Source organism: Pseudomonas sp. F007 (assembly GCF_057814275.1).
Genome location: NZ_JBVATA010000005.1, coordinates 407948 through 429433, shown reverse-complemented (window position 1 = coordinate 429433; position 21486 = coordinate 407948). Strand labels below are relative to the sequence as shown.

The following is a 21486-nucleotide window of genomic DNA, read 5'->3' as shown; positions in this document are numbered from 1 at the left end:
CATGCAGAGAATTTCAGCCTGGTCTGATCTGGTTACGCCGGACGGACTGTTTCGTTATGGCTCACTGACCCATGGGATTCCACCAACTCCTCTTTCGGCTGAATGGCTGAACACGCTGCAGGAGGAATTGGCGCATGTCGTGCTGGCCTATCTGCCGGCCCTGGACAAGAACGACAGCACCCAGTTGCTTAAGGCCATTCAGGCGAGTATTGCGGGCTTTGCCGCGAAGGCAACGACCCTAGCCGGCTACGGCATTCTGGATGCCTATACCAAAAACCAAACTGACTTCCTGCTATCAGGGAAGGCCAATTGGGCGATCACCCTCGCGGGCTATGGCATTGGTGACGCATACACCAAGACTGCAGTTGATGCCGCGCTTGCGGCAAAACAAACGGCCATCGATAGCCTGGCGTCGACTAAGCAAGACAAAAACACCGCGCTGATGGGCGCCAATGGCTGGCGGCTCGACAAGGCCACGGGGTTGTTGGAGCAATGGGGTACCGGCGTTTGTCCGGCGGACACCACCACCGCTCCGATCAACTTTCCCACGCCCTTTGCTGAGGTCTACAACTGCTTTGGCAACAAGATCAACACCAACTCGGTGGACGGTGATGGCAACGCAGCGGGCGCTTTTGCTTCCAGCGCAACGCAGTATCAGCTGTTCAACGATACAAACCTGATGGCCGTCACTGTGCATTGGCGCGCGATTGGCCGGGCGCCCGGTTACTGAGCGGTAGTTATCGGATTCACCCAACCCGCTGCGGCGGGTTTTTTATTGCTCAAGGAAAAGTAAATGACTGAAGTCGCAGCGCTTGAAGCCTACGCCGGGGCTCTTTCGGAGGCCGCCGCCAAAGCAACTACGGCGGCTGGCAAGCAGCATGAGTACATCAATGGCGATGAGTTATCGGATGTGCAGACCGAGTCCGGTCCGGTGCCGACGTTAGCCAAGCAGGCGCGGCTGTATAGCGAAGCTATTCCGGATGCGGTGGCTGAGCTCAGCGCTCAGATGACCGACGGCAGGATTTATCCAGACGAAGCGTCGGGCCGCCTAGCTGTGGGCGATGGTGTCTACTTTTACGTCAAGGGGGCCACCCCGTTAATCAGCCGCTCACTGTATCGGCGGCTGAACGCCACCACCTCCGACCATATCGTGGATGACCCGAGTTCGGCTGCGGTGGCAGAAATCAGCGCCACGGCTAATGGTGTGGCAGAGAAAATCAACGAATTGAACAGCGCTGAGGTGGCGCTTCAGCTTGAGGATGAATTGCGCTTTGTCCTCCTGAAAATCATGACGGACGGCTCTATCGACATGCTAAAAGGCTTGCTGAAAAACAGCGATGGGAACGGGCTGGAGATCAGCGGTGATGACGGCTTTATCGGCTCCCGCATCGGGATCACAAGCAGTGATATCAACGGCCTGCGTATTGTTCCAACCGACAACACAGGGCTAGAGTTCGTCGATGAAGGTGGGTTTATTGTTGGGCGTATCGATGACGCTGGCGCCTTCTTTGGCGTGGCTCAAGCAGCGCCGCAAACGGTGTCGCCGGTCGTAGCGGCGCTGGGTCAGCAGCAGCGTACTGACCTTATTCACATCATCGGCTACGGCCAATCGCTGAGCCTTGGCGCGTTCTCCACCCCGTTGCTGTCAACGGCTCAGCCTTATGGCAACCTGATGCTGCAGGGTGGATTAAGCACACGTCCAGGAGAGCCTGGGTATAACGCCTCCGCTTTTGCGCCCCTGGTTGAGGCCATTCGTGGCGTGGAAGGCGAGACGCCGGTGAGCGCTCAATGCAACGGATTCGTCCGTCGCGCTATCGAGTTTGGCGAGCTTCAGTCCAATTGGACATTGCTGGGCACGGCCGCAGGTCGAGGCGGCCGGTCTGTTGAAGAGCTGATGGCCGGCAGCCCGGAATATAGAGGGCTGATTCAGATCATCAAGGACAGCAAGGCGCTGGCCGACGGCATGGGCAAGAGCTATTCCGTATGGGCCTACACCTGGGATCAAGGCGAGGCCAACCACCAGGTCGGCTCGACTCATTCGGCATACCAGTATGCTCAGTACCAGTTGGAGTTGTTCGATAGCCTGACTCGCGAGATCGTCAATATCATCGGTCAGCGCTCGAGGCCATACATCTTCACTTACCAGGTGGCTGCCCACCGTGCCTACCATTCGGACAAGATGGAAATTGCCAAAGCGCAGTGGCGCGTTACGCGTGAACGTGCCGACATCTCGCTGTCGTCTCCAGCTTACATCTTCCCGACCGCTGCGGACAACATCCACCTGACCAATGAGGGGTCATGGTTGATGGGTGAATACCGTAGCCGCGCCATGTTTGAAACCATGATGAAGCGTGGTCAAAAGTGGCGTCCTCTGGAGCCAGTGGCGGTGCAATGGACCGATACCTATATCGATGTCGAGTTCCACGTACCCCATGGCGAGTTGGTTCTCGATAGCGCCCTGGCTGCGTCCACGATCAACTTTGGGTTTGACGTGCGTGAGAATGATCTGATGGTCGATATCATCACCAACGTCTCCGTCCTGAACAAAAAAATGATTCGCCTCACCCTCTCGCGGCCCGCTGCCTTGAACGCCTCAATCAGTTATGGGCGTGGTCGTGTCGGTGATCCTACGGCGGGAGGTCCAGTCATTGGGGCCCGGGGCAACCTTCGCGACACGCACGGTCTGGTGGATATCGTCCAGTCCCCATCGGGCCAGTCCTATGCACTGCACAACGCATGCGTAATGTTCGAATACAGTCGAAAAATCGGCTTCTAAACAGGAGAAACAAAATGGGTGTTCGTATCGTGGCCAAGGGTGTAAATGCCGAGCCTTACGCAACCGAATATGCCAGCCCGGTTCGCCGTGCGCTGGAAGGGATTCACTTCCTGAACGGGTCACTGGAAAAGTCGGTGCGCAACTACGCCCCGGGCAACAAGCCGCAAGGCTCTGTGGTGGGTACGCCGGTCGTCGGCTCCGGCTTCCTGAAATGCACAGGGCTGTCGAACTTTATTCAGACCGGACTGGCTGAAAGCCGAAACGGTACCCTGTTCGTGGTTTTCCGAAACGCAGTGGATGACGGCGCGAACGGTAACAAAAGCATGCCAGCGGGCAACTACCGTTCCAGCGGTGGCGCTCTTCCAGGCGCTAGCGGCGTGGGCTTCTATGCTGGCTCTGCGGTCTCTCGGGTAAATGGCCTGGCGGCCTGCGCCGCCACGGACGCTGACGCGGCCACCATGTCGGTTGCCACCACTCAAGTGACGCCATTAACCACTTGGTCAATGGCCGTGATGACCTTCAGCGATGCGTCGCTGGCTCACCGCAATCTGACCGTGCCCTACACCGCGACAACGCCCCTGCCGTTTCCTCGCCGCGTGTCCACTGACAAGTTGCGTATTGGTAGTGGCTTTTCGTCCTATCCTGGCGTGTGTGACGTTGCCGCCTTCCAGTATCACAGTGCCGTGCTCACCGAGGCGGAAATTCAGGCCGTATATGCTGACCTGAAAGCCTACGTCTTGCGCCAAGGTATCGCGGTCTGACCATCACGGGTGTAATGCATCTGCCGCCTTGAGCGGTTTTTTTGTGCCTGCGTTTTAAGCCCGCCACTGCGCGGGTTTTCTTTTGCCTGGAGAATCGGCATGACGACTACCGAGAAAGACCGCGACATCCTTGCACGCACGTTGTGGGGGGAAGCCCGAGGCGAAGGCTTGGCCGGCCAGATCGCCGTGGCCTGGACGATTCGCAACCGCGTAAACGACGGCAAGGCCAAATCGTGGTGGGGGGAGGGTTACGTCGGCGTGTGCCAGAAGCCCTACCAGTTCAGTTGTTGGAACAGGAACGATCCGAACTACGCCTACCTAAGTGGCGCGAAGCGGATCCCGTTCCGCGAACTGGCTCAGGCGCAGATCGTCGCTGATCAGGTGATGACGGACAACGTTCCAGATCCGACCGGCGGGGCAACCCACTACTACGCGACGACCATGCCCAATCCTCCCGTGTGGGCTAAGGGCGCCAAGCAGACGCTGAAGCTTGGGCGTCATTTTTTCTTCAAGGATGTGCCGTGAACCCGTGGCGCGGACCTGAATCTCTCCCAATACCCGAGGCAACGAACTATGCAACTGATTAACAATTGGAAAGATGCGTTGAAAATGTCCAGCGTTCAAGCCGGCGGCGCGATTGCCGCACTGGGTATGGCTGAGCAGTTGCTGCCTCAGTTGCAGGCGGTACTGCCGCCGGCAGCCTACGGAGTTCTGGGCATTCTGGTGATGCTGACCCGAGTGATCCTGCAGCCAAAGCTGACTAAATAAGTTGGGCGACTGAAGCTCAATGCCAAATCAATCTCAACACTGAAGTGAAAAAGAGCGGCCGGGTTAGATGCGTCAACATCCAGCCCGACCGCCGTCCCCGCAGAATGTCCCTGCAAGTCCAACCAAGGCTCCCGCTTCGTGCACAAAGCGAAGCGACCCTAGCACCTGTTTATCTATACAGTAAAGGTCTTGCTCTCCATGTCCTCTCCTATCATCCCTTGGATGGGCGGCAAACGCCGCCTGGCCGACCGTCTCATTCCTCTTTTCCCTCCGCACGAATGCTATGTCGAAGTCTTTGCCGGCGGTGCGGCGCTGTACTTTATGCGGCCTCAGGCGGCACCTGTTGAAGTCCTCAACGACATCAATGGCGACTTGGTGACGCTGTATCGCGTCGTACAGAATCACTTGGAAGAGTTCGTGCGCCAGTTCAAATGGGCGCTGAGCTCGCGCCAGATATTCGAATGGCAGAAGATGACCCGCCCTGAAACCCTAACTGACATTCAGCGGGCCGCTCGATTCTTTTACCTGCAGCACCATGCCTTTGCTGGCAAGATCACCGGGCAAGTCTTTGGCACCGCGACGACAGGCCCAGCGATCAATCTGCTTCGGATCGAAGAAAATTTGTCGGCTGCCTGGCAGCGTCTATCCGGCACATACGTCGAGCATCTGCCTTGGTTGGAGTGCGCGGAGCGCTACGACCGTGCCCATACTTTCCACTACATGGACCCGCCTTACTGGCAGACCGCGGGCTATGGGGTGGACTTTCCCTTCGAAAACTACGAGCGAATGGCTGAGTTTATGCGCCGCTGCAAGGGCAGGGTGATGGTCAGCATCAACGACCACCCGGACATTCGCCGGGTGTTTGAGGGCTTTCATTTCGAGACGCTGGATATTCGCTACACCACGACTAACCAGCGGCAGGGTAAGGCCGAGGTCACTGGTGAACTGGTGATCATGAACTGGGAGCCAGCGGCGTTGGGAGGACTATTTTGAGATGACAGACTAGGGGAAGCGTTCCGAGACAACACATTGCAAATCCCAGCATTCCGGTGGTAGGTGCCGACTGCTTAAGCGGTCGAGTTCACCGGGAATGCTGGACTCACTATGCGCCAACGAATTTCTTGAATTTGTTAGGCTTTTACATACACCCATGCCGTCAACCCGGAGACAAGCCCCACTGCAACACGCTTGTAGTCGGAAACCTCGTAGGCATCCGCTGCACGTAGCTCTTGTGGGGTGATCTGGAAGACCATGCCTGAAACGGTTTCCTCAGGGTTTGCACTAGGGATGACAATCGGATGGTGTGTTTTCCCGCTAGTGGCAAGCACCTCTGGATCAGTAATTTCAACGTAGGACTCTTTGTAGCCGGCCATGTGATCAGGCTGCCCAACTAGCTCTCGGCCAAAGTTGGCTACCTGAACGGCCTTGTCCTGCAAGGTGCCATAAGAAAACAGCAAAACTTTAAAATCCTGATGCAACGTCATATTCCTTCCTTTAAGTTATCCATCACAAAGGCAAAACATTAGCTTGGTTAGGAAGCTAAATCCGGCGTCCAGCAGTGCGGCAGAAGCAGGCTTATATCAGTCGCACGATGTGTTGGCAAACGAGTCAGAACGTCCTTCAAATACGCATACGGATCATGCCCATTCATGCGAGCTGACTGGATCAAACTCATGATCGCCGCCACCCGCTTGCCGCTGCGCAGCGACCCTGCAAACAACCAGTTTGAACGCCCAAGTGCCCAAGGTCGGATCTGGTTTCCACCTGATTGTTGTCGATGGGCACAGCCCCATCGTCCAGGTAGCGCGTTAGCGCTACCCAGCGTTTCAGGCTGTAATCTAGGGCTTTGGCCGTGGCCGATCCACTGGGCACCAAGTCGCGCTGACCATGGCAACCCTAATCAACGGAAAATGTCACACGTACATCGTCGCGACCCAAGGCCTTGGCAAGACCTGCCGGCTTGTCGATGCGACCGAGACGGGAATAGGAGTAGGACGAAGTAAAGGTTTGATAAAAGACCACCAAGGTGTCGGTGCCGTACAAAAGCAAATCGCCGTTGTGGATGGTTCCGGGCCGGTAGGCTTGGGTGGGGAGTGGATGATCTAAGGTGGCGTACTTTTCGTTGCTGTGCAGCTCGATCATGTCCAGGCTGAGCGGCAATCGGGCGACAAGCTCCCGAGTGGTCGGGTTATCTTCTAGGTATATGGCGAAGCGCTGTTGGCCGACGGTCATCCACATCGTGGTGTTCTCCATGCCTGTTGACGGGCCTGCGATAGCCGTCGCAGCGGCGAGGGGTAAAGTCGATAGGGCAAATGGCATCAATGCCGCCAACCAGAAGCCCTTCCAGCCTGGGAAGTAATCGGTGCCGAGACTGCGCGTATGCATGGCCTTGCTCCGTCGAATGGATGGTCACCGGGTGTGCGACACCGGCTAACGGGAGGTTAGAAACGTCAACAAGGCGGCCAGCATCAGCAGCGCTGCGCTGGCGATGAAAGTGCTCTGGTAGCCGAGAGTGTCAAACAGTACGCCGCCCACGGTGGAGCCCAATGCGATGGACAACTGCACGGTTGCCACCATCAGTCCACCGCCCGCCTCGGCGTGGTGTGGCAAGGTGTGCGCGATCCAACTCCACCAGCCCACTGGCGCTGCCGTTGCGATAAACCCCCAGAGCCCCAGCAACACCCCCACGGCGATAACCCCAGTGCCAGCAGGAATCAGCGTCAAAGCAATCACAGCCATCAGCAGTGAAATCGTACTCAGGGTGCCGTAGAGGCTGCGTCTCAGCACTGCGCCGATCATCGTCGTGCCAAAAAAGCCAGCCACGCCGAGCGCCAATAGCAGCAAGGAAAGCGTCGGTACGTTGACCAAGGTGACTGTTTCCAGAAACGGGCGCAGGTAAGTGAACAGCGCAAACTGGCCCATAAAAAACAGGCCGCTGGCAGCCATTCCCAGCGCCACCGTACGATTTTTCAGCAGCTTGAAAACATTACCCGCACCCGGCGAGCGCTCCTGAGTTGGCATAGTTGGCAGGCTGATCCATTGCCAGATCAGGGCGATCAGCGCCACCGGAACCAGACAGAGAAATGCGCCACGCCAACCTACGACCGATCCCAGATAACTGCCCAGCGGCGCCGCCACCACCGTTGCCAGGGCGTTGCCGCCGTTGAAAACCGCCAACGCCCTGGGCACCTGCCTGGCCGGAACCAAGCGCATCGCGGTGGCTGCAGACATCGACCAGAAGCCGCCGATCACCATGCCAATCAGGGCGCGCCCGACCATGTAGGTCAGGTAGTTCGGGGCAAGTGCCACAACGGCGCCCGACACTGCCATCAAACCGGTCAGCGCTAACAGCAGGGTCTTTCTGTTGACGCTGCCGGCGATCCAACTGATGGATAGGCTGGCCAACACTGCAAACGCGCCGGAGATGGCCAGCCCCTGGCCTGCCAAGCCCTGGCTCACCTGCAGGTCGTCTGCCAACGGCGTCAGCAGGCTGACGGGCATAAACTCCGATGCGATCAGCGCGAACACGCACAATGTCATCGCATAAACGCCGCCCCAGCTACTGGCACGCGTGCCTGTTTCACTGGCGGAGGTAGCGCCCAATTGGGTGTCAACGCAAGTGTTGTTCATCGTAGATCGAATAGCCTCTGTGGTAATTGCCGGTTACTTAAGGTGGGTTTGGAAGAACTGGGTCAGCTTGGCGAAAGGGATCAGGTTCACTCGGTCATACAGATCGACATGGCCGGCGTTAGGCACAATGACCAACTCTTTAGGTTCACCCGCCAGGCGGAACGCCTCTTCGCTGAACTCGCGGGAGTGGGCGTTTTCACCTGCGACAAACAGCATCGGGCGGGGCGAAATACTCTCGATATCTACGAATGGGTAGAAATTCATGAACTTGGTGTTGCTGCTCAGCGTCGGGCGGGTGGTCTGTTGCGGTGAGGAGCTTGTTGGGGTGAATTCGCCACGCGGGGTGCGGTAGAAGTCAAAGAACTCGCGCTGAATGGGGTGCGTATCGGTATTGAGCTCCTGCACAGTGCCGCCGGTGTATTCGATCTTGCCGCCCGTGAACTCCACATAACGCTGCTCGGCCGCCGCTGCGATGACCTGCTTGCGCTGCTCAAGGGTTTGCGAATACTTGAGACCGTTGCGGTTGGCGGCGCCCATGTCGTACATGCTGACAGTGGCGATGGCTTTCATGCGCGGGTCGATCTTGGCCGCGCTGATCACAAAGCTACCGCTGCCACAGATACCCAGAACACCGATGCGCTGACGGTCGATAAAGGGCCGAGTTCCGAGATAATCCACGGCGGCGCTGAAGTCCTCGGCGTACATGTCCGGCAGCACTGCATTGCGTGGGCTGCCTTTGCTTTCGCCCCAGAACGACAAATCCAGCGCCATGGTAACGAAACCCTGTTCCGCGAGTTTTTGCGCATACAGGTTGGAGCTTTGCTCCTTTACCGCGCCCATGGGGTGGCCAACGATAATGGCCGGGCTGCGGGCAGCGTTGGCAAGACCTTTTGGAATGAAGAGATTAGCCACCACATTGAGCTGGTACTGATTTTTGAAGCTGACCTTTTGCACGGTCACCTTGTCACTTTTGAAGAAGTTGTCTGCACCGTTGGACATATCGGCTCCTGATGCGGCAAATGAACTGAGCAAAAAACCGAGCATTACGAGAAGTTTTTTCATGGGGCGTCCTTATCAGGGGAAAGCTAGCGACGACGTTGGCCGTTAGTGCCCAGCTCGCACCCTCTTCACTCAGGGGCTGGGATTGCAGCTATTGTTGCTGACTAACCGGATTTTGATTAGCTAATGAATGCTTAATGCGGATATAAGAAAGCCTAATCAATCGCCCGAGTGCTATCGCGATGGCTAAACAAAACTTCAACGATCTTCTGGCCTTTGTCACCGTGGCGCGCGTGGGCAGCTTTACCCGCGCGGCGGTGCAACTGGGGGTGACTCAATCGGCAGTGAGCCAGGTGGTTTCGGCCCTGGAGGCACGTCTAAAAATTCGCCTGCTTACCCGCACCACGCGCAGCGTTTCTCTGACCACAGCAGGTGAGCGGCTGCTGGAAGCGGTGGGCCATCGCTTCGATGAAATCGAGGCCGAAGTGGAAGCCTTGACCGAGCTGCGCGACAAGCCGGCCGGCACGGTGCGGATCACCTGCGGTGACAACATCATCAAGACCACGCTGCTACCCAAGCTCACGCCACTGCTGCAGATGTACCCGGATATCAAGCTGGAATTTGATATCAACTATGGCTTTCGCGATATCGTTGCCGACCGCTTCGATGCCGGCGTGCGCTTCAGCGACACGGTGGCCCAAGACATGATTGCCGTGCCCATCGGCCCGGCTATACGAATGGCGGTCGTGGCAGCGCCAAGCTATTTCGCCCAAAACCCCGCCCCTGAACACCCTCGCGACCTGGCAGCACATCGCTGCATCGACATACGTTTCCCTACTTATGACGGCATGGACGCCTGGGAATTCGAGCGTCAGGGCAAGAAGCTGAAAGTGCGGGTAGCCGGCCAATTGGTATTCAACTCCACGACCCATATTGCCGATGCAGCGGCCAGCGGGCTGGGCATCGCTTACCTGCCCGAGGACGAGTTTGCCTTACAACTGGCTCAAGGCCGTCTGGTTCGAGTGCTGGAAGACTGGTGTGAGCCTTTTGGCGGATTTCACCTTTACTACCCCAGCCGCCGGCAACCTTCCCAGGCATTTTCGCTGGTCGTTGATGCATTACGGGTGGATCGCCTGCCACCAGATGACAGCCTGACTGGCACGGATGCGTGACCACGACGGTTCGGGCAAGCACCGGAGTGACGCCTAGCGTTTGCAAGGGCACATGCAGATCGCCATTCTTGCCGAGCTCGGCCAATGGTTCACCCACTCAAGATGCTGACGGCACGATGATTATCTGAGATATCAGTAAAGCTTTAAGGGCAATGGGCAGGGCTCTGAAGCGCTGGGGTTCGAGCTGAGGTTTTGACGCTGCACTGGAGGCAATGCAATGACGTTTTACAAGGGCAAATGCGCAAGGGGCATGCCCGCTTTTGGCCGGCGGCTTCCCTCCGGGAGGGGCAGCTTTGGGTCGGTTGCTACCCTTCACGACAGGCAGCAATCGACCCGAAGCGGACTCTGACCAGCATTTGGTTAAGGGGGGCTTTAGCCCGTCCCATTGAGCGAAGTGAACGATTTGAACCAGTTGTTATGCATGTTTTACTAGCCGTTTCTTTAAATGATACAGGTTAGTCCCGATTGGGCGATCCTCAAGAACACCATAAATCTCATATCCATGCCGCTCATAGAACTTTTTAGCATCAACGGTTTTTAAGAATGCAACTACTGCTCCATTGTTGGCACCAATCGCTTCTGCTTTTTCCAAAAGCATAGATCCTACTTTTTTACCGCGATGAGATTCCTTAACCCAAAAGGTGTCAATTTCTAAGCCATCCCAGTAACAGTTACAGCTTATTGCACCGATGTAGTCGCCTACTTCATCGTGTGCAACCACCATAAATATTCTATCTTCCGATTCTGGTGGCAGATTTGGATATTGAATTCGAAGATATTCTGAAAACCTATTATTCAGAACTCCTTTATCCTTTTCTGTTGGAGAACCCAATACATCAATCTTGATTTCCATTTTATTGCTCCTTAAATTCAACTTTTAGATGCCGAACGGCTTTTGGCATAACATCCTATGTTCATGCGTAATCCCTTGAGCAATCAAAAAATCGACATTGTAAACGCGACATCAAGAAGGGGGAAAGCGACATATTACTTAGCACATTACTGACGTGTTAGCTGCGTGTCCATGGTCTGCTTTTGGCCGATTGCTGCCTGTTGGGAGGGTGTCTCCCGATCGCGGTCATTTGCAGAAAGTGTGAGTTGGTATCACTCCGGAGTCATGAGCACAGCCAGTGTCAGCTTGATGAACTCCTCGTTACGGTCGATCGTGTCCAGAGCGCCACGAACGTTATCGGCGACGTCTGCCGATCCGCGAGCCTCCACCCAGTTTGATAGCTCCATGATGGCGGCTTCCAGGGCGAGTTGGTTTTCATTGATCTTGAATAGCAGGGAAGGGAGCAGGTCGGAATGTGGCATCGTGAATCCTCCGTGGAGTTTTCAGCGTAGCAGGGGGATTGGGGGTGGTGTTTGGTCGGCAGGACGCCAGAGGAGGGGGGCAAAAATAGCTCAGTGACTTTCCAAGTGACTTTGTGAATTACGGTTGCGCACTGTTGGGCATCGTTGCAGCGAGCGCCAAGCGCGAAGCTTTGTGTTTAGCGGGCTGTAGACGTTTCCGCTTGCATGGGGTGCTAGGGGCCTAGTGTAGCGATTAATTGCAGTCACTCATAATCACCGCAGGCGTCATCTTGATGAACTCCTCATTACGGTCGATGGTGTCCATGGCACCAAGCACGTTCTCGGCCACCTCCGGTGACCAGTGCTGCTCTACCCAGTTTGAAAGCTCCATGATGGCGGCTTCAAGGGCGGGCTGGTTTTCGTTGAGTTTGTGAAGCAGGGATGGGAGCAGGTCGGTGTTCGGCATCGCGAATCCTCCGCGTAGTTTTCAGCGTAGCAGAAGGCTTGGGAGTGGGCTCGGTTGGCAAGGCCGGAGGAGGGGGCGTCAGGCTGGCATAATGTTGTCATTACATAGCCAAACTGAGCCATATAAACCCCAAGGAGGGCTTTCTGCCGGGCTGAAAGCCGCAGGCTACGCGGCCCTCAGGGATGTCCTTCAAGATGATGAACCTGGATCGATTCGAGCTGGCTCGCGGCGTCTAGCCAGGCCCGACATGGCGGCGCGCCCTCCACTGAAACAGGGGGGCGCGCTGGCGTTCAGATCGACTCATGCCGATAAACCGCCACGCTCCAATACTGGCTGCCGCTACGCTGTTGGCGCACCCATCCGTCCTTCACCAGTTGCCTGGCGATCATCCGATTCATCACACCATGACCGAGCAGCAGCACAGGCCCTGCAACTGCCAGGGACTGCAACTTTCGCGCGGCCTGCGTGGCACGCTGGCTGGCGGTGGCGGCAGTTTCAACGTCGCCTGAACGACCGCAAAGCCATAAGACACGAAGGATAAAAGCCCAGGTAAAGGGCGATAGCCGTGGGCGTTTCCAGTTTGCCCAAGGGAGCTGCGCTTCGCAGAGACGGCGTCCACCAACTGCGGTTGCAGGCCCAATGCCAGGACCGATGACAGCGCACGCGGCGCCGTGCTTGAAACAACCACCCTGGCCGTTGCGGCGAGTTGCACACTGGCCTGCGGAATCGGCTGGCGGTCGATTTCGGAGCGGTTGTAGTGGTCAATCCACTCCTTCATTTGCCGCGCCGACACTCTATTGCGATTCACCCCTGCGGGCTGGCCGTGTCTCATCAGCATTATTTCCCTGTTCACTGTGCAGCTCCTTGAAAACATTAGGCGCGCCTGAAGGCAGATCAGCTTGATCGAGGCGAGCGTGAGGCTTTTCAAGCCAGCCGTGATCGCGGTACCAGTCGATGGTGTCCGAAAGGGTCCGCTGCAGAGGGCGGAAAACGAGGCCGAGCTCTCGTTCACTTTTGCGCGGATCGAAGCGCGTGCGATTCTCCTCTCGTATCATCAACCGTAACGTCGCCATGCTTAGCAGAATGGGTTTTGTCGTCAGGCGTGCGTAGATCTCCTGCATCGCCGCCAGCGTGTATAGCACGGCAAACGGGAGTTGCCGTGTGGGGGTCTTGACGCCTGCGATGCGTCCTATGAGCGGGACCAACTGGCGCATGGTCATTTCCCGGCCCGCCGCCAGATAGCGCTCTGCACGTCGGCCGAATTGGCCGGCGGCGATCAGCGCCAATGCCACATCACGGGCGTCCACCAGGCTGAAGGTGCCGGGAATCAGTCCAGGCAGCTTGCCTTTGACGACATCATTGACCAACTGCCCGGACGACGTCGGCCCCCGGTCGCCAGGCCCCCACATCCAGCCGGGCAGCACCATGCAGGCGTGCATCAGGGGGTGAGCGTCGAGGAACGACAGGACGACCCGATCGGCGAGGATCTTGCTGCGGTAGTAATCGTCGGCATCGGCCTCGGCTCGCAGGCAGGTCTCGTCAATGGAGGTCCCCGGGGCGCCGTCCAGCACCGCGATCGAAGACGTGTGGACGAACCGTCGTATGCCGGCCCGGTACGCGTGCTCGAGTAAATCCCGGGTGCCCGCCACGTTGATTTGCATAAGCTTGTGCCAGTGCTTGCCGCCTTTATAGTTGTCGCGAAAGAACGCGGCGGTGTGGAACACCGTATCGCAGCTGTGCAGCGAGGCCGCAAAAGCCTCGACGCACGCCATGTCGCCGATTATCAACTCGACGCCGGGCACATCATGGAACTGTTGTTCGCCTTTGGCTCTGCAACGGACCAGCGCTTTGACCGCGTAGCCACGGGCAGCCAGCTCGCGTACCAGGTTGTTGCCTAACAGGCCGGTTGCCCCCGTGACGAATGGAGTGCGCATCGTTCAACCCTCGTTCGGTGTAGCAGGGGGCATCAACACCGACGTGTCGAAGAAGGCCTCTTCACGTATCGCCAGGCCGTTCCTGAAGGTGAAGTGTGCGGCGTAGTGAATACTGACAGGGCGGCCATGGGGCGGGATCACCCGATCCGCCAGCACCAGCGGGGCGCTGAAACGGCCAGTGAGCAGCGCCGTCAATGCCAGGCGATCGTCCGCGACGAGGAAAGGGGTCAGGGTCACGCGGGCATCGGGCAGCGCGTCGAACAGCGCCTTTTCTCGCTTACGCATGGCTTCGCGACCGATTTGCAGGCCCATGCCATCGAGGTAGACAAAGTCTTCGCTGACCAGTGCGAGCATCGCCTCTATGTCGCGGTGATTGAAGGCGTTGGCGGCGCGTGTCGCAAAGTCGTTGGAGGCAGTTTTCATCAAGACGTTCTCGGCGGTTTCAGGGCCGGCAGATATACCGTTCAGCGCGCTTTGCAAAAACAGTCACTGCTGCATAATGGCTTTGCATATCTGCACATCACGGAGGATAGAGGCATGGCAGTGCAAGCGAATTGGGACGATCTTCGTCTGCTGTTGGCCGTGTCACGGCGTGGCAGTTTCCTGCAGGCCGGTCAAATGCTGGGTATTGCAGCGTCGACGGTGTCTCGTCGCCTGACCCAACTTGAGCTCGCACTCGGCGAGCCGCTGGTGGAGCGCGGCGTCGAGGGCTGCTGGCTGACCGCACGGGGCCAGTCCCTGGTGGAGGTCGCCCTCGCGGCGGAGGCGGGGTTGCGCCGTCAAGCCGGGGCTGGCGCGTCCGATTCAGGGGCGGCGCTATCGGGCACAATCCTGGTGAGTGCGGGCGAGGGCTTCTGCGCCCCGGTGCTCGAAGCTGCGCGTCGCATGACCGCCGAGCATCCGCAGTGCTCGGTAGAATTGCAGGTCAGCGCCGAGTTCCACAAGATCGTCCGTGGTGTGGCCGATGTTGCGGTGCGTACTGTGCATCTGGGTGAGCCATCGCTGATTTATCGGCCCATCGGCAGGCTTGCCTATGGTGTTTTCGCCGCAGCCGATTACCTGCAGCGCTGCGCCTGTGTGAGTCCTGGCACCGTAGCCAGTGTCGCCTTGCTCCCGCCAATGGACATGCTGGAGCAGATGCGTGCAGCGAAGGCCGCCGGCCTGACGCGGTCGCAGATCAGTGTGAATTCTTTCGCCGCACAGCTCGAATCAGTGAAGCGAGGGATGGGGGTCGCCGTGTTGCCTCGAATCCTGGCCCAGGATCTGATCGAAGTGTTTGCCCATATCCAGCTTCCCGACATGCCGATCTACCTGGTGACCCGGCCCCAGGCCTTGAAGCAACCCCATCTCCAGTGCTTTTTCGCCATCCTGGAGCAGGTCCTGCGAGACGCGCTGCGCCTTGAACAGGACGAAAAGCACGCCGCAAGTCGCGCAGGGCACGCCGTGGTGGGCTGAGCAGGTGGCCTCCCGGCACGCAATCAGGCGCTTCACATTCTGTTGCTGCGTCTGCCCTGTACAACTTGTATCCTTGTACAAGGCGAGGACATACGCCTGCTTGGTCTGCCTGGAACCGGACTTTCCATTGGGTACTGATGTGAGACGTGACCTTCATCTTGTTGTGCTCCTGCTGCTGATTGTCGGCTGTTCATTGGCGTCGCTGACCCTGTGGAAAGTCATGGACTCCCGAGAGCGTGTGCTGGATGAGGCGAATATCCATGGCTTGAACCTCACCCAGGCGCTGTCCACCTACAGCGATGGCATTGTCCGCCAGAGCTCCTTGCTGTTGCTCGGGCTGGTCGAGCGCCTTGAAACCGAAGGCAGCGACCCCGTGCATATCCAGCGCCTGAACGTGCTGGTCAAACGTCAGCAGCCGTTGATGCCGCAGTTGAGCGGCGTGACCATCTATGACACTCATGGGCATTGGTTGATGTCCTCCAACCGACCGATTCCGGTCGGTGCCAACAGCAGCGACCGCGCTTATTTCATTCATCACCGCAGCGACCCCTCGCGCGAGCCCTTTATCGGTCCACCCATCCGCAGCCGCTCCAACAACGAGTGGGTGATCACCGTGAGCCGGCGTTTCAACGACGCCGATGGAGCCTTTGCCGGGGTGGTGGCCGTGACCCTGGGCGTGGAAAACTTCCTGCGGCTGTTCGGGCAGATCGACGTCGGGCAGGAGGGCGCCATCAGCCTGACTGACGCTGACGGTACGTTGCTGGTGCGCTATCCCTTCCGCGAGCAGGACATGGGCCGCAACTTCTCGCAGTCGCCGATCTTTGCCAAATACCTGGTGGAGCAATCGATGGGGACCGCGTCCCTCACGTCCACTCTGGATGGCGTGGACCGGCTCTACGCGTTTCGCAGGAGTGACAGCCTGGGGCTGGTGACCACGGTTGCACTCGGCAAGCATGAAGCCCTGACGGCGTGGCGCCAGGAAGCCCTGCTGTCGACGGGGTTGGTGATCAGCTTGCTGACCCTCACCGGCATTATCGGCAGGCAGTTGATCTTGCACATCCGCCGGCGCATCAAGGTCGAATCCGAGTTGCTGAGCACTCAGCAGCAGTTGCTCGACTCCAATCGGCAACTGGAAATGTTGGCGATGAAGGATGCGCTGACCGGCCTGGCGAATCGGCGCTGCTTCGACGAAGCCCTGACCATCGAGGCACGCCGCGCGCAGCGCGAGGGCAGCACACTGGGGTTGTTGATGATCGATATCGACTATTTCAAGGGCTTCAACGACAGCCTCGGACATGTGGCCGGCGATGCGTGCCTGCAGGCGGTCGGTCGCCTCATCGAAGCCAGCGTGCGGCGCCCCTCGGACCTGGTGGCGCGCTACGGTGGCGAGGAAATGGCGGTGATCATGCCCAACACCGGAGCCGACGGTGCGCGGGTGGTGGCGCAGGTGATCCTCGATCGCCTGCGTCAGGAAAACATGGCTCACGCCAGCAGCCCGTTCGGGCAGGTGACCGTCAGTATTGGCATTGCCACTGCCCAGGGGCCGCAGTTGGCTCGACCACAAGCCCTGATCGAGGCGGCGGACCTGGCGCTGTACGACGCCAAGTCCACGGGGCGCAATCGGGCAGTGGAGCAGGGCGCGGCCGTCTACGATGTGCCTGCTGTCACCACAGGCTGACGCGCATTTCCAACGAGCGCTGTTGCCCCCCCCTGCGATACATGACCCCAGATCACCCATCCATTGACGATCCATCCTTTGTAAAGCCCCTTGCCCCTGACGCTTAATCGCCGCGACCGCGATCCGCGCGGCCTCATGCGCTCACTACAATAACAAGGGGATGTCATGCACGAAGAGGCGGGTTTACTACTGATATTGGCGGCGGCCATCGGCTTGATTGTGCTGCTGGTGGTCAAGTTTCGGGTTCATTCTTTCCTGGCGTTGATGCTCGCCAGTTTTGTCGTCGGCGCCGGTGCCGGCATGCCGCTGGCGAGCATCGCCGACTCGTTCGAAAAGGGCATGGGCGGCACCCTCGGCTTTCTCGCGGCCGTGATCGGCCTGGGCAGCATCCTGGGCAAGATGCTCGAAGTCTCAGGCGGCGCCGAGCGTATCGCCAAGACCCTGCTCAGCACCCTGGGCGAGCAGCGCGCGAGTTGGGCGATGATGCTGGTGGGGTTCATCGTCGGCATTCCGGTGTTCTTCGAAGTCGGCTTTGTACTGCTGATTCCGTTGATCTACGTGGTGGCCAGGCAGACCCGACTGAATATCCTCTACATCGGGTTGCCGCTGGCGGTGTCGCTGATGACCGTGCACTGCATGTTGCCGCCTCATCCGGCGGCGATGGCGATCACCCAGTTGCTGGGGGCGGATGTCGGCAAGGTGATCGTCTATGGCCTGATTATCGGCTTGCCGACGGCGATCATTGCCGGTCCGCTGTGGGTCAAGTTGGTGTGCCCACGGCATGCTCCGGCGGATGGATCGGGCCTGGACGCGCAAGCCGGACAGCTGACTGCCAACCGTGCGATGCCCGGACTCGGCCTGACCCTGCTGGTGATTTTGCTGCCGCTGCTGCTGATGGTCGGCAAGACTCTGGCGACCATGGGCCTGCCCCACGAGAGCGGTCTGTATCGGCTGATGATGTTTCTCGGCAATCCACTGACCGCCCTGGCCATCGCGGTGATTTTTGCCTACGGTGCATTGGGCTTGAACCGTGGCCTGAGCATGGCCGAGTTGCAGCGCCTGACCGGTCAATCCTTTACGCCGCTGGCCAATATCCTGTTGATCATCGGCGCTGGCGGGGCCTTCAATGGCGTGTTGATCGACAGTGGTGTGGGCAAGGTGCTGGCCAGCACCTTGTCGCAGTGGGACCTCAATCCGATCCTGCTGGCTTGGTTTGTCGCCGGTCTGATGCACCTGGCGGTAGGCTCGGCAACCGTGGCCATGGTCAGTGCGGCCGGCATGGTCCTGCCGCTGCTGGATGCGATGCCGGGGCAGAACCGTGAAATCGTGGTGATTGCGATTGGCGCCGGCGCGATCGGCTGGACCACCGTCACCGACTCGGCGTTCTGGGTGGTCAAGGAATACCTGGGCGTGTCGCTGGCCGATGCGCTGAAAAAATTTACCGTCGCAACCCTGCTGGCCTCGGTAGTCGCCCTGGGAATGACCCTATTGGTGACGGGCTGGGTCTGAACCCGCTGGCGACGCTGTCCACTGTCTGGAGTAAAAGCATGATTCACAGCAAAACCCTTGAACAATGGTGCCAGAGCCATCCGCTGATTGCGCCGCTGGTGCGGCTCGAGCCGACGACCTGGTTCAACCCGGCGCTGGCGCCGACCGCGCAGGCCATGGGCGATGTGCCGCTGAACCTGGCCGATGTCGATGACGCCAGTGCGCGGTTGGAGCGCTTTGCCAGTTTCATCCAGTCGGCGTTCCCCGAGACCCGGGCCAGCGCCGGCATCATCGAATCGCCGCTGATCGCCTTGCCGCGGTTGCAGGCGGTGTTGTGTGCCGAGCAGTCGCTTGCACCGCAGGGTGCGCTGTGGCTGAAAGCCGACAACCTGCTGCCGATTTCCGGCTCGATCAAGGCCCGTGGCGGGATCTACGAAGTGCTCAAGCACGCCGAGGACCTGGCGCTGGCGGGCGGCCTGCTGCAGCCCGGTGAGTGCTACAGCAAGCTGGACAGCGATCAGGCGCGGGCGTTCTTTGGTCAATACAGCATCGCCGTCGGCTCCACCGGCAATCTCGGGCTGTCCATCGGCATCATGAGTGCGCGCCTGGGCTTCAAGGCCAGCGTGCACATGTCCGCCGATGCCCGGCAGTGGAAGAAGGATCGCTTGCGCGCCTGCGAGGTGACGGTGGTCGAGTACGAATCCGATTACAGCGTGGCGGTGGAGCAGGGACGGCGGCAGGCCGAGGGCGACCCGCGCTGCCATTTTGTCGACGACGAGAACTCGATCAACCTGTTCCTCGGCTATGCCGTGGCGGCGCGGCGCTTGCAGAAACAACTGGTGGCCGAGGGCATTGTGGTCGACGCCGAGCACCCGCTATTCGTCTACCTGCCGTGCGGCGTAGGCGGTGGCCCAGGCGGCGTGGCGTACGGCTTGAAGCAGATCTTTGGTGACGCGGTGCACTGCATCTTTGCCGAGCCGACCCATTCACCCTGCATGATGCTCGGGGTCTACACCGGGCTGCACGACGCCGTCAGCGTCTACGACTTCGGCATCGACAATCGCACTGCCGCCGATGGCCTGGCGGTCGGTCGGCCCTCGGGTTTTGTCGGACGTTCCCTGCAGCGCCTGATCGACGGTTACTACACCCTCGACGACGATCAGATGTACCGCTTGCTGGCACTGCTGTACGCCGAGGAAGGCCTGAAACTGGAACCTTCGGCGCTGGCCGGGGTGCCGGGCATGTTGCGCGTGTTGCAGGAGCAGCAGGGTTATCGCCAGCGCCTGGGGCTCGATGCGCAGCGGATGAACAACGCTACACACCTGGTGTGGGGCACCGGTGGCAGCATGGTGCCGGAGGTGGAAATGGACGCTTACCTGCGTCAGGGCCGTAAACTGTTGGCCTGACCAACACGCCCGGGGCTACGGCCCCGGGTGACTTGCCGTGGAAAGACCGATGCTGAATTTGCCTCCGCGACTGAGCTCGCGCCTCAACAGTGCGCAGTTTGCCAATCTGCACACCTTCCTGGTGGCCGCGCGGCACCTGAGTTTTGCCCTGGCCGCCGAGGAATTGTGCGTCACCCCCAGTGCGGTCAGCCATCGTATTGCCCGGCTCGAGCAGGCCCTGGACTTGCGCCTGTTCGAGCGCCTGACCCGGCGTGTGCGCCTGACCTGCGAAGGCGAGCGAGTGTTCGCAATTCTCGAAGGGGTGATGGGGCAACTGACCGAGGCACTGCAGCAGTCACCCCAGGCCGAACTGTCCGGCTCGGTGGCCTTGTACGCCCGGCCATCCGCCGCGCAATGCTGGCTGGTACCGCGCCTGGCCGACTTTCACCAGCGTTACCCGAACATTGCCCTGGACATCCGGGTCGGCAACGACGCCATCGACTTTCGCACGCAAAACATCGACCTCGCCTTGCTGTATGCCAATGGCGAGTTTCCCGGGCTGGTCAGTCACCCGTTGATGAGCGAGACCATTGCCCCGGTCTGCAGCCCGCGATATGCCGAGCGCCACGGTTTGTGCGACACCCCGCAGAACCTGCGGCACTGCACCTTGCTGCACGATGCACTGGCCTGGGACAACGCGGTGTATGACGCCGAATGGCAGCTCTGGGCGCAGCAGCAAGGGCTGCTGGACTCTCTGCCGCAACGCGGCCTGACCTTTGATCGTTCAGACCTGTGTGTCACGGCGGCGATCAACCATGCGGGGATCGCCATCGGCCGCCAACGCCTGGTGCAGAGCCGGGTCGACCAGGGTGAACTGATCCTGCCGTTTGGCGGTTTCACCCAGCCCGGTCGCTACGATTACTTCCTGGTCCATCCCCATCGCCAGCCCATGCCGCAACGGGTGCAGGTACTGATCGACTGGCTCAAGGAATGTGCCGGGCAAGGGTTGCCCGGCTGATCAGGCGGTTTGTCGGCGCATGGTCATGATGGCCGTGCCGAAGAAGATAAAGGTCGAACCCACGATTCGATTCAGCCACCGGGAAAACACCGGGCGGGTCAGCACGCCTTTGGCGCGGGAGGCGAGTTGCGCATAGAGGCTCAGGGAGAGCAGCGACAGCGTCATGAAGATCAGGGTCAGCACCAGGAACTGCGGCAACAGGGCCGCGCTCTGGTCGATGAACTGGGGAAACAGCGCGGTAAAGAAAATCGTCGCCTTGGGATTGGTCGCGGCGGTGAGGAACGCCGACTTGAACAGCTTGAAGCGCGAAGGCGCCTGGCTGCTTGAACCACCCTCGATGGGCTCGCTGATCAGCGGGGTCTTTTTCAGCAGCTGTTTGGCGCCGAGATAGAACAGATAACCGGCACCGGCGATTTTCACCGCGTTGAAGATCAGCTCGGAACTGGCGATCAAGGCGCCCAGGCCAAGCATCGCGGCGGCGGACATGCAGAACAGTCCGCTGATATTGCCCAGGGACGACCAGAGGGTGGATTTAGTGCCGTAGGCCAGGCTGTTGTGCAGCGCCATCAACGTGGCGGGGCCGGGGCTGGCCACGGAAACTGCAGCGACCAGGGTGTAGGCAAGGATCGAGTGAACTTCCATTTTCTGAACTCGTAGGACGGG

The 21486-nt window shown here is 59.3% G+C and carries 22 protein-coding genes and 2 pseudogenes; 12 read left to right on the top strand and 12 right to left on the bottom strand.

Features of this window, described 5'->3' with window-relative positions:
- The first annotated feature begins 1 nt into the window (after position 1).
- The 6 genes from ACZYR5_RS14765 to ACZYR5_RS14740 all read left to right on the top strand — a co-directional run bounded on the left by ACZYR5_RS14765 (position 2) and on the right by ACZYR5_RS14740 (position 5298).
- On the top strand, positions 2 to 730 hold the full coding sequence (locus ACZYR5_RS14765; protein WP_489090699.1) for a gp53-like domain-containing protein: 729 nt from the start codon (positions 2 to 4) through the stop codon (positions 728 to 730).
- Between the two features lie 63 nt (positions 731 to 793).
- Complete coding sequence (locus tag ACZYR5_RS14760; RefSeq protein ID WP_489090698.1) at positions 794 to 2776, top strand: hypothetical protein; 1983 nt, start codon at positions 794 to 796, stop codon at positions 2774 to 2776.
- Between the two features lie 14 nt (positions 2777 to 2790).
- The gene (locus ACZYR5_RS14755; protein ID WP_489090697.1) at positions 2791 to 3537 is read left to right on the top strand and encodes a hypothetical protein; all 747 of its coding nucleotides are present in this window, start codon (positions 2791 to 2793) and stop codon (positions 3535 to 3537) included.
- 99 nt (positions 3538 to 3636) lie between these two features.
- Positions 3637 to 4062 (top strand): cell wall hydrolase, encoded by a 426-nt coding sequence (locus tag ACZYR5_RS14750; protein WP_489090696.1) that lies wholly within the window; start codon positions 3637 to 3639, stop codon positions 4060 to 4062.
- 48 nt (positions 4063 to 4110) lie between these two features.
- The gene (locus ACZYR5_RS14745; RefSeq protein WP_489090695.1) at positions 4111 to 4305 is read left to right on the top strand and encodes a DUF7940 domain-containing protein; all 195 of its coding nucleotides are present in this window, start codon (positions 4111 to 4113) and stop codon (positions 4303 to 4305) included.
- Between the two features lie 198 nt (positions 4306 to 4503).
- Positions 4504 to 5298, top strand: a complete 795-nt coding sequence (locus ACZYR5_RS14740; RefSeq protein ID WP_489090694.1) for a DNA adenine methylase — start codon at positions 4504 to 4506, stop codon at positions 5296 to 5298.
- 137 nt (positions 5299 to 5435) lie between these two features.
- Here ACZYR5_RS14740 and ACZYR5_RS14735 read toward each other — a convergent pair whose 3' ends face one another.
- From ACZYR5_RS14735 to ACZYR5_RS14715, 5 genes and pseudogenes are all read right to left on the bottom strand, one after another.
- On the bottom strand, positions 5436 to 5789 hold the full coding sequence (locus ACZYR5_RS14735; protein ID WP_198849503.1) for a gamma-glutamylcyclotransferase family protein: 354 nt from the start codon (positions 5787 to 5789) through the stop codon (positions 5436 to 5438).
- A 47-nt stretch (positions 5790 to 5836) separates the two neighbouring features.
- A pseudogene (locus tag ACZYR5_RS14730) lies at positions 5837 to 6189 on the bottom strand (IS66 family transposase); the annotation flags it as partial.
- Between the two features lie 12 nt (positions 6190 to 6201).
- Positions 6202 to 6690: a cyclophilin-like fold protein gene (locus ACZYR5_RS14725; RefSeq protein WP_489090693.1), complete on the bottom strand. Its 489-nt coding sequence runs from the start codon at positions 6688 to 6690 to the stop codon at positions 6202 to 6204.
- A 45-nt stretch (positions 6691 to 6735) separates the two neighbouring features.
- Positions 6736 to 7935 carry an MFS transporter gene (locus tag ACZYR5_RS14720; protein ID WP_489090692.1) on the bottom strand — a complete coding sequence of 400 codons (1200 nt, stop codon included), beginning with the start codon at positions 7933 to 7935 and terminating at the stop codon, positions 6736 to 6738.
- 33 nt (positions 7936 to 7968) lie between these two features.
- Positions 7969 to 8997: an alpha/beta hydrolase gene (locus ACZYR5_RS14715; RefSeq protein ID WP_489090691.1), complete on the bottom strand. Its 1029-nt coding sequence runs from the start codon at positions 8995 to 8997 to the stop codon at positions 7969 to 7971.
- A 179-nt stretch (positions 8998 to 9176) separates the two neighbouring features.
- On the opposite strand from ACZYR5_RS14715, the gene ACZYR5_RS14710 reads away from it, so the two are divergent.
- Positions 9177 to 10106, top strand: a complete 930-nt coding sequence (locus tag ACZYR5_RS14710) for a LysR family transcriptional regulator (RefSeq protein WP_320334104.1) — start codon at positions 9177 to 9179, stop codon at positions 10104 to 10106.
- Positions 10107 to 10521: 415 nt separating this feature from the next.
- Here the strand turns inward: ACZYR5_RS14710 and ACZYR5_RS14705 are convergent, their stop codons facing one another.
- The 6 genes and pseudogenes from ACZYR5_RS14705 to ACZYR5_RS14680 all read right to left on the bottom strand — a co-directional run bounded on the left by ACZYR5_RS14705 (position 10522) and on the right by ACZYR5_RS14680 (position 14222).
- On the bottom strand, positions 10522 to 10959 hold the full coding sequence (locus tag ACZYR5_RS14705) for a GNAT family N-acetyltransferase (protein WP_489090690.1): 438 nt from the start codon (positions 10957 to 10959) through the stop codon (positions 10522 to 10524).
- A gap of 251 nt (positions 10960 to 11210) precedes the next feature.
- Positions 11211 to 11420: a hypothetical protein gene (locus tag ACZYR5_RS14700; protein ID WP_489090689.1), complete on the bottom strand. Its 210-nt coding sequence runs from the start codon at positions 11418 to 11420 to the stop codon at positions 11211 to 11213.
- 232 nt (positions 11421 to 11652) lie between these two features.
- Positions 11653 to 11865 (bottom strand): hypothetical protein, encoded by a 213-nt coding sequence (locus ACZYR5_RS14695; RefSeq protein ID WP_489090688.1) that lies wholly within the window; start codon positions 11863 to 11865, stop codon positions 11653 to 11655.
- A 290-nt stretch (positions 11866 to 12155) separates the two neighbouring features.
- Positions 12156 to 12697 (bottom strand): annotated as a pseudogene (locus ACZYR5_RS14690) (histidine phosphatase family protein).
- Positions 12660 to 13799: an SDR family oxidoreductase gene (locus ACZYR5_RS14685; protein WP_489090687.1), complete on the bottom strand. Its 1140-nt coding sequence runs from the start codon at positions 13797 to 13799 to the stop codon at positions 12660 to 12662. The pseudogene ACZYR5_RS14690 and the gene ACZYR5_RS14685 overlap by 38 nt, the downstream one beginning before the upstream one ends.
- A gap of 3 nt (positions 13800 to 13802) precedes the next feature.
- Positions 13803 to 14222: an ester cyclase gene (locus tag ACZYR5_RS14680; RefSeq protein ID WP_489090686.1), complete on the bottom strand. Its 420-nt coding sequence runs from the start codon at positions 14220 to 14222 to the stop codon at positions 13803 to 13805.
- Between the two features lie 114 nt (positions 14223 to 14336).
- Between ACZYR5_RS14680 and ACZYR5_RS14675 the strand changes: the two genes are divergently transcribed.
- The 5 genes from ACZYR5_RS14675 (at position 14337) to dsdC (ending at position 20823) form a co-directional block, all read left to right on the top strand.
- Complete coding sequence (locus tag ACZYR5_RS14675) at positions 14337 to 15254, top strand: LysR family transcriptional regulator (protein ID WP_489090685.1); 918 nt, start codon at positions 14337 to 14339, stop codon at positions 15252 to 15254.
- Positions 15255 to 15393: 139 nt separating this feature from the next.
- Entirely contained in the window at positions 15394 to 16932 is a 1539-nt protein-coding gene (locus ACZYR5_RS14670) for a sensor domain-containing diguanylate cyclase (protein WP_489090684.1), read from the top strand.
- A gap of 165 nt (positions 16933 to 17097) precedes the next feature.
- Positions 17098 to 18441: a GntT/GntP/DsdX family permease gene (locus ACZYR5_RS14665; RefSeq protein ID WP_489090683.1), complete on the top strand. Its 1344-nt coding sequence runs from the start codon at positions 17098 to 17100 to the stop codon at positions 18439 to 18441.
- A 38-nt stretch (positions 18442 to 18479) separates the two neighbouring features.
- Complete coding sequence (dsdA, locus tag ACZYR5_RS14660) at positions 18480 to 19826, top strand: D-serine ammonia-lyase (RefSeq protein WP_489090682.1); 1347 nt, start codon at positions 18480 to 18482, stop codon at positions 19824 to 19826.
- A 49-nt stretch (positions 19827 to 19875) separates the two neighbouring features.
- A complete protein-coding gene (gene dsdC, locus ACZYR5_RS14655; protein ID WP_489090681.1) occupies positions 19876 to 20823 on the top strand; it encodes a DNA-binding transcriptional regulator DsdC in 948 nt (315 codons plus the stop codon).
- On the opposite strand, the gene ACZYR5_RS14650 is transcribed toward dsdC, so the two are convergent.
- Positions 20824 to 21465, bottom strand: a complete 642-nt coding sequence (locus ACZYR5_RS14650; protein WP_489090680.1) for a LysE family translocator — start codon at positions 21463 to 21465, stop codon at positions 20824 to 20826.
- Between the last annotated feature and the right edge of the window lie 21 nt (positions 21466 to 21486).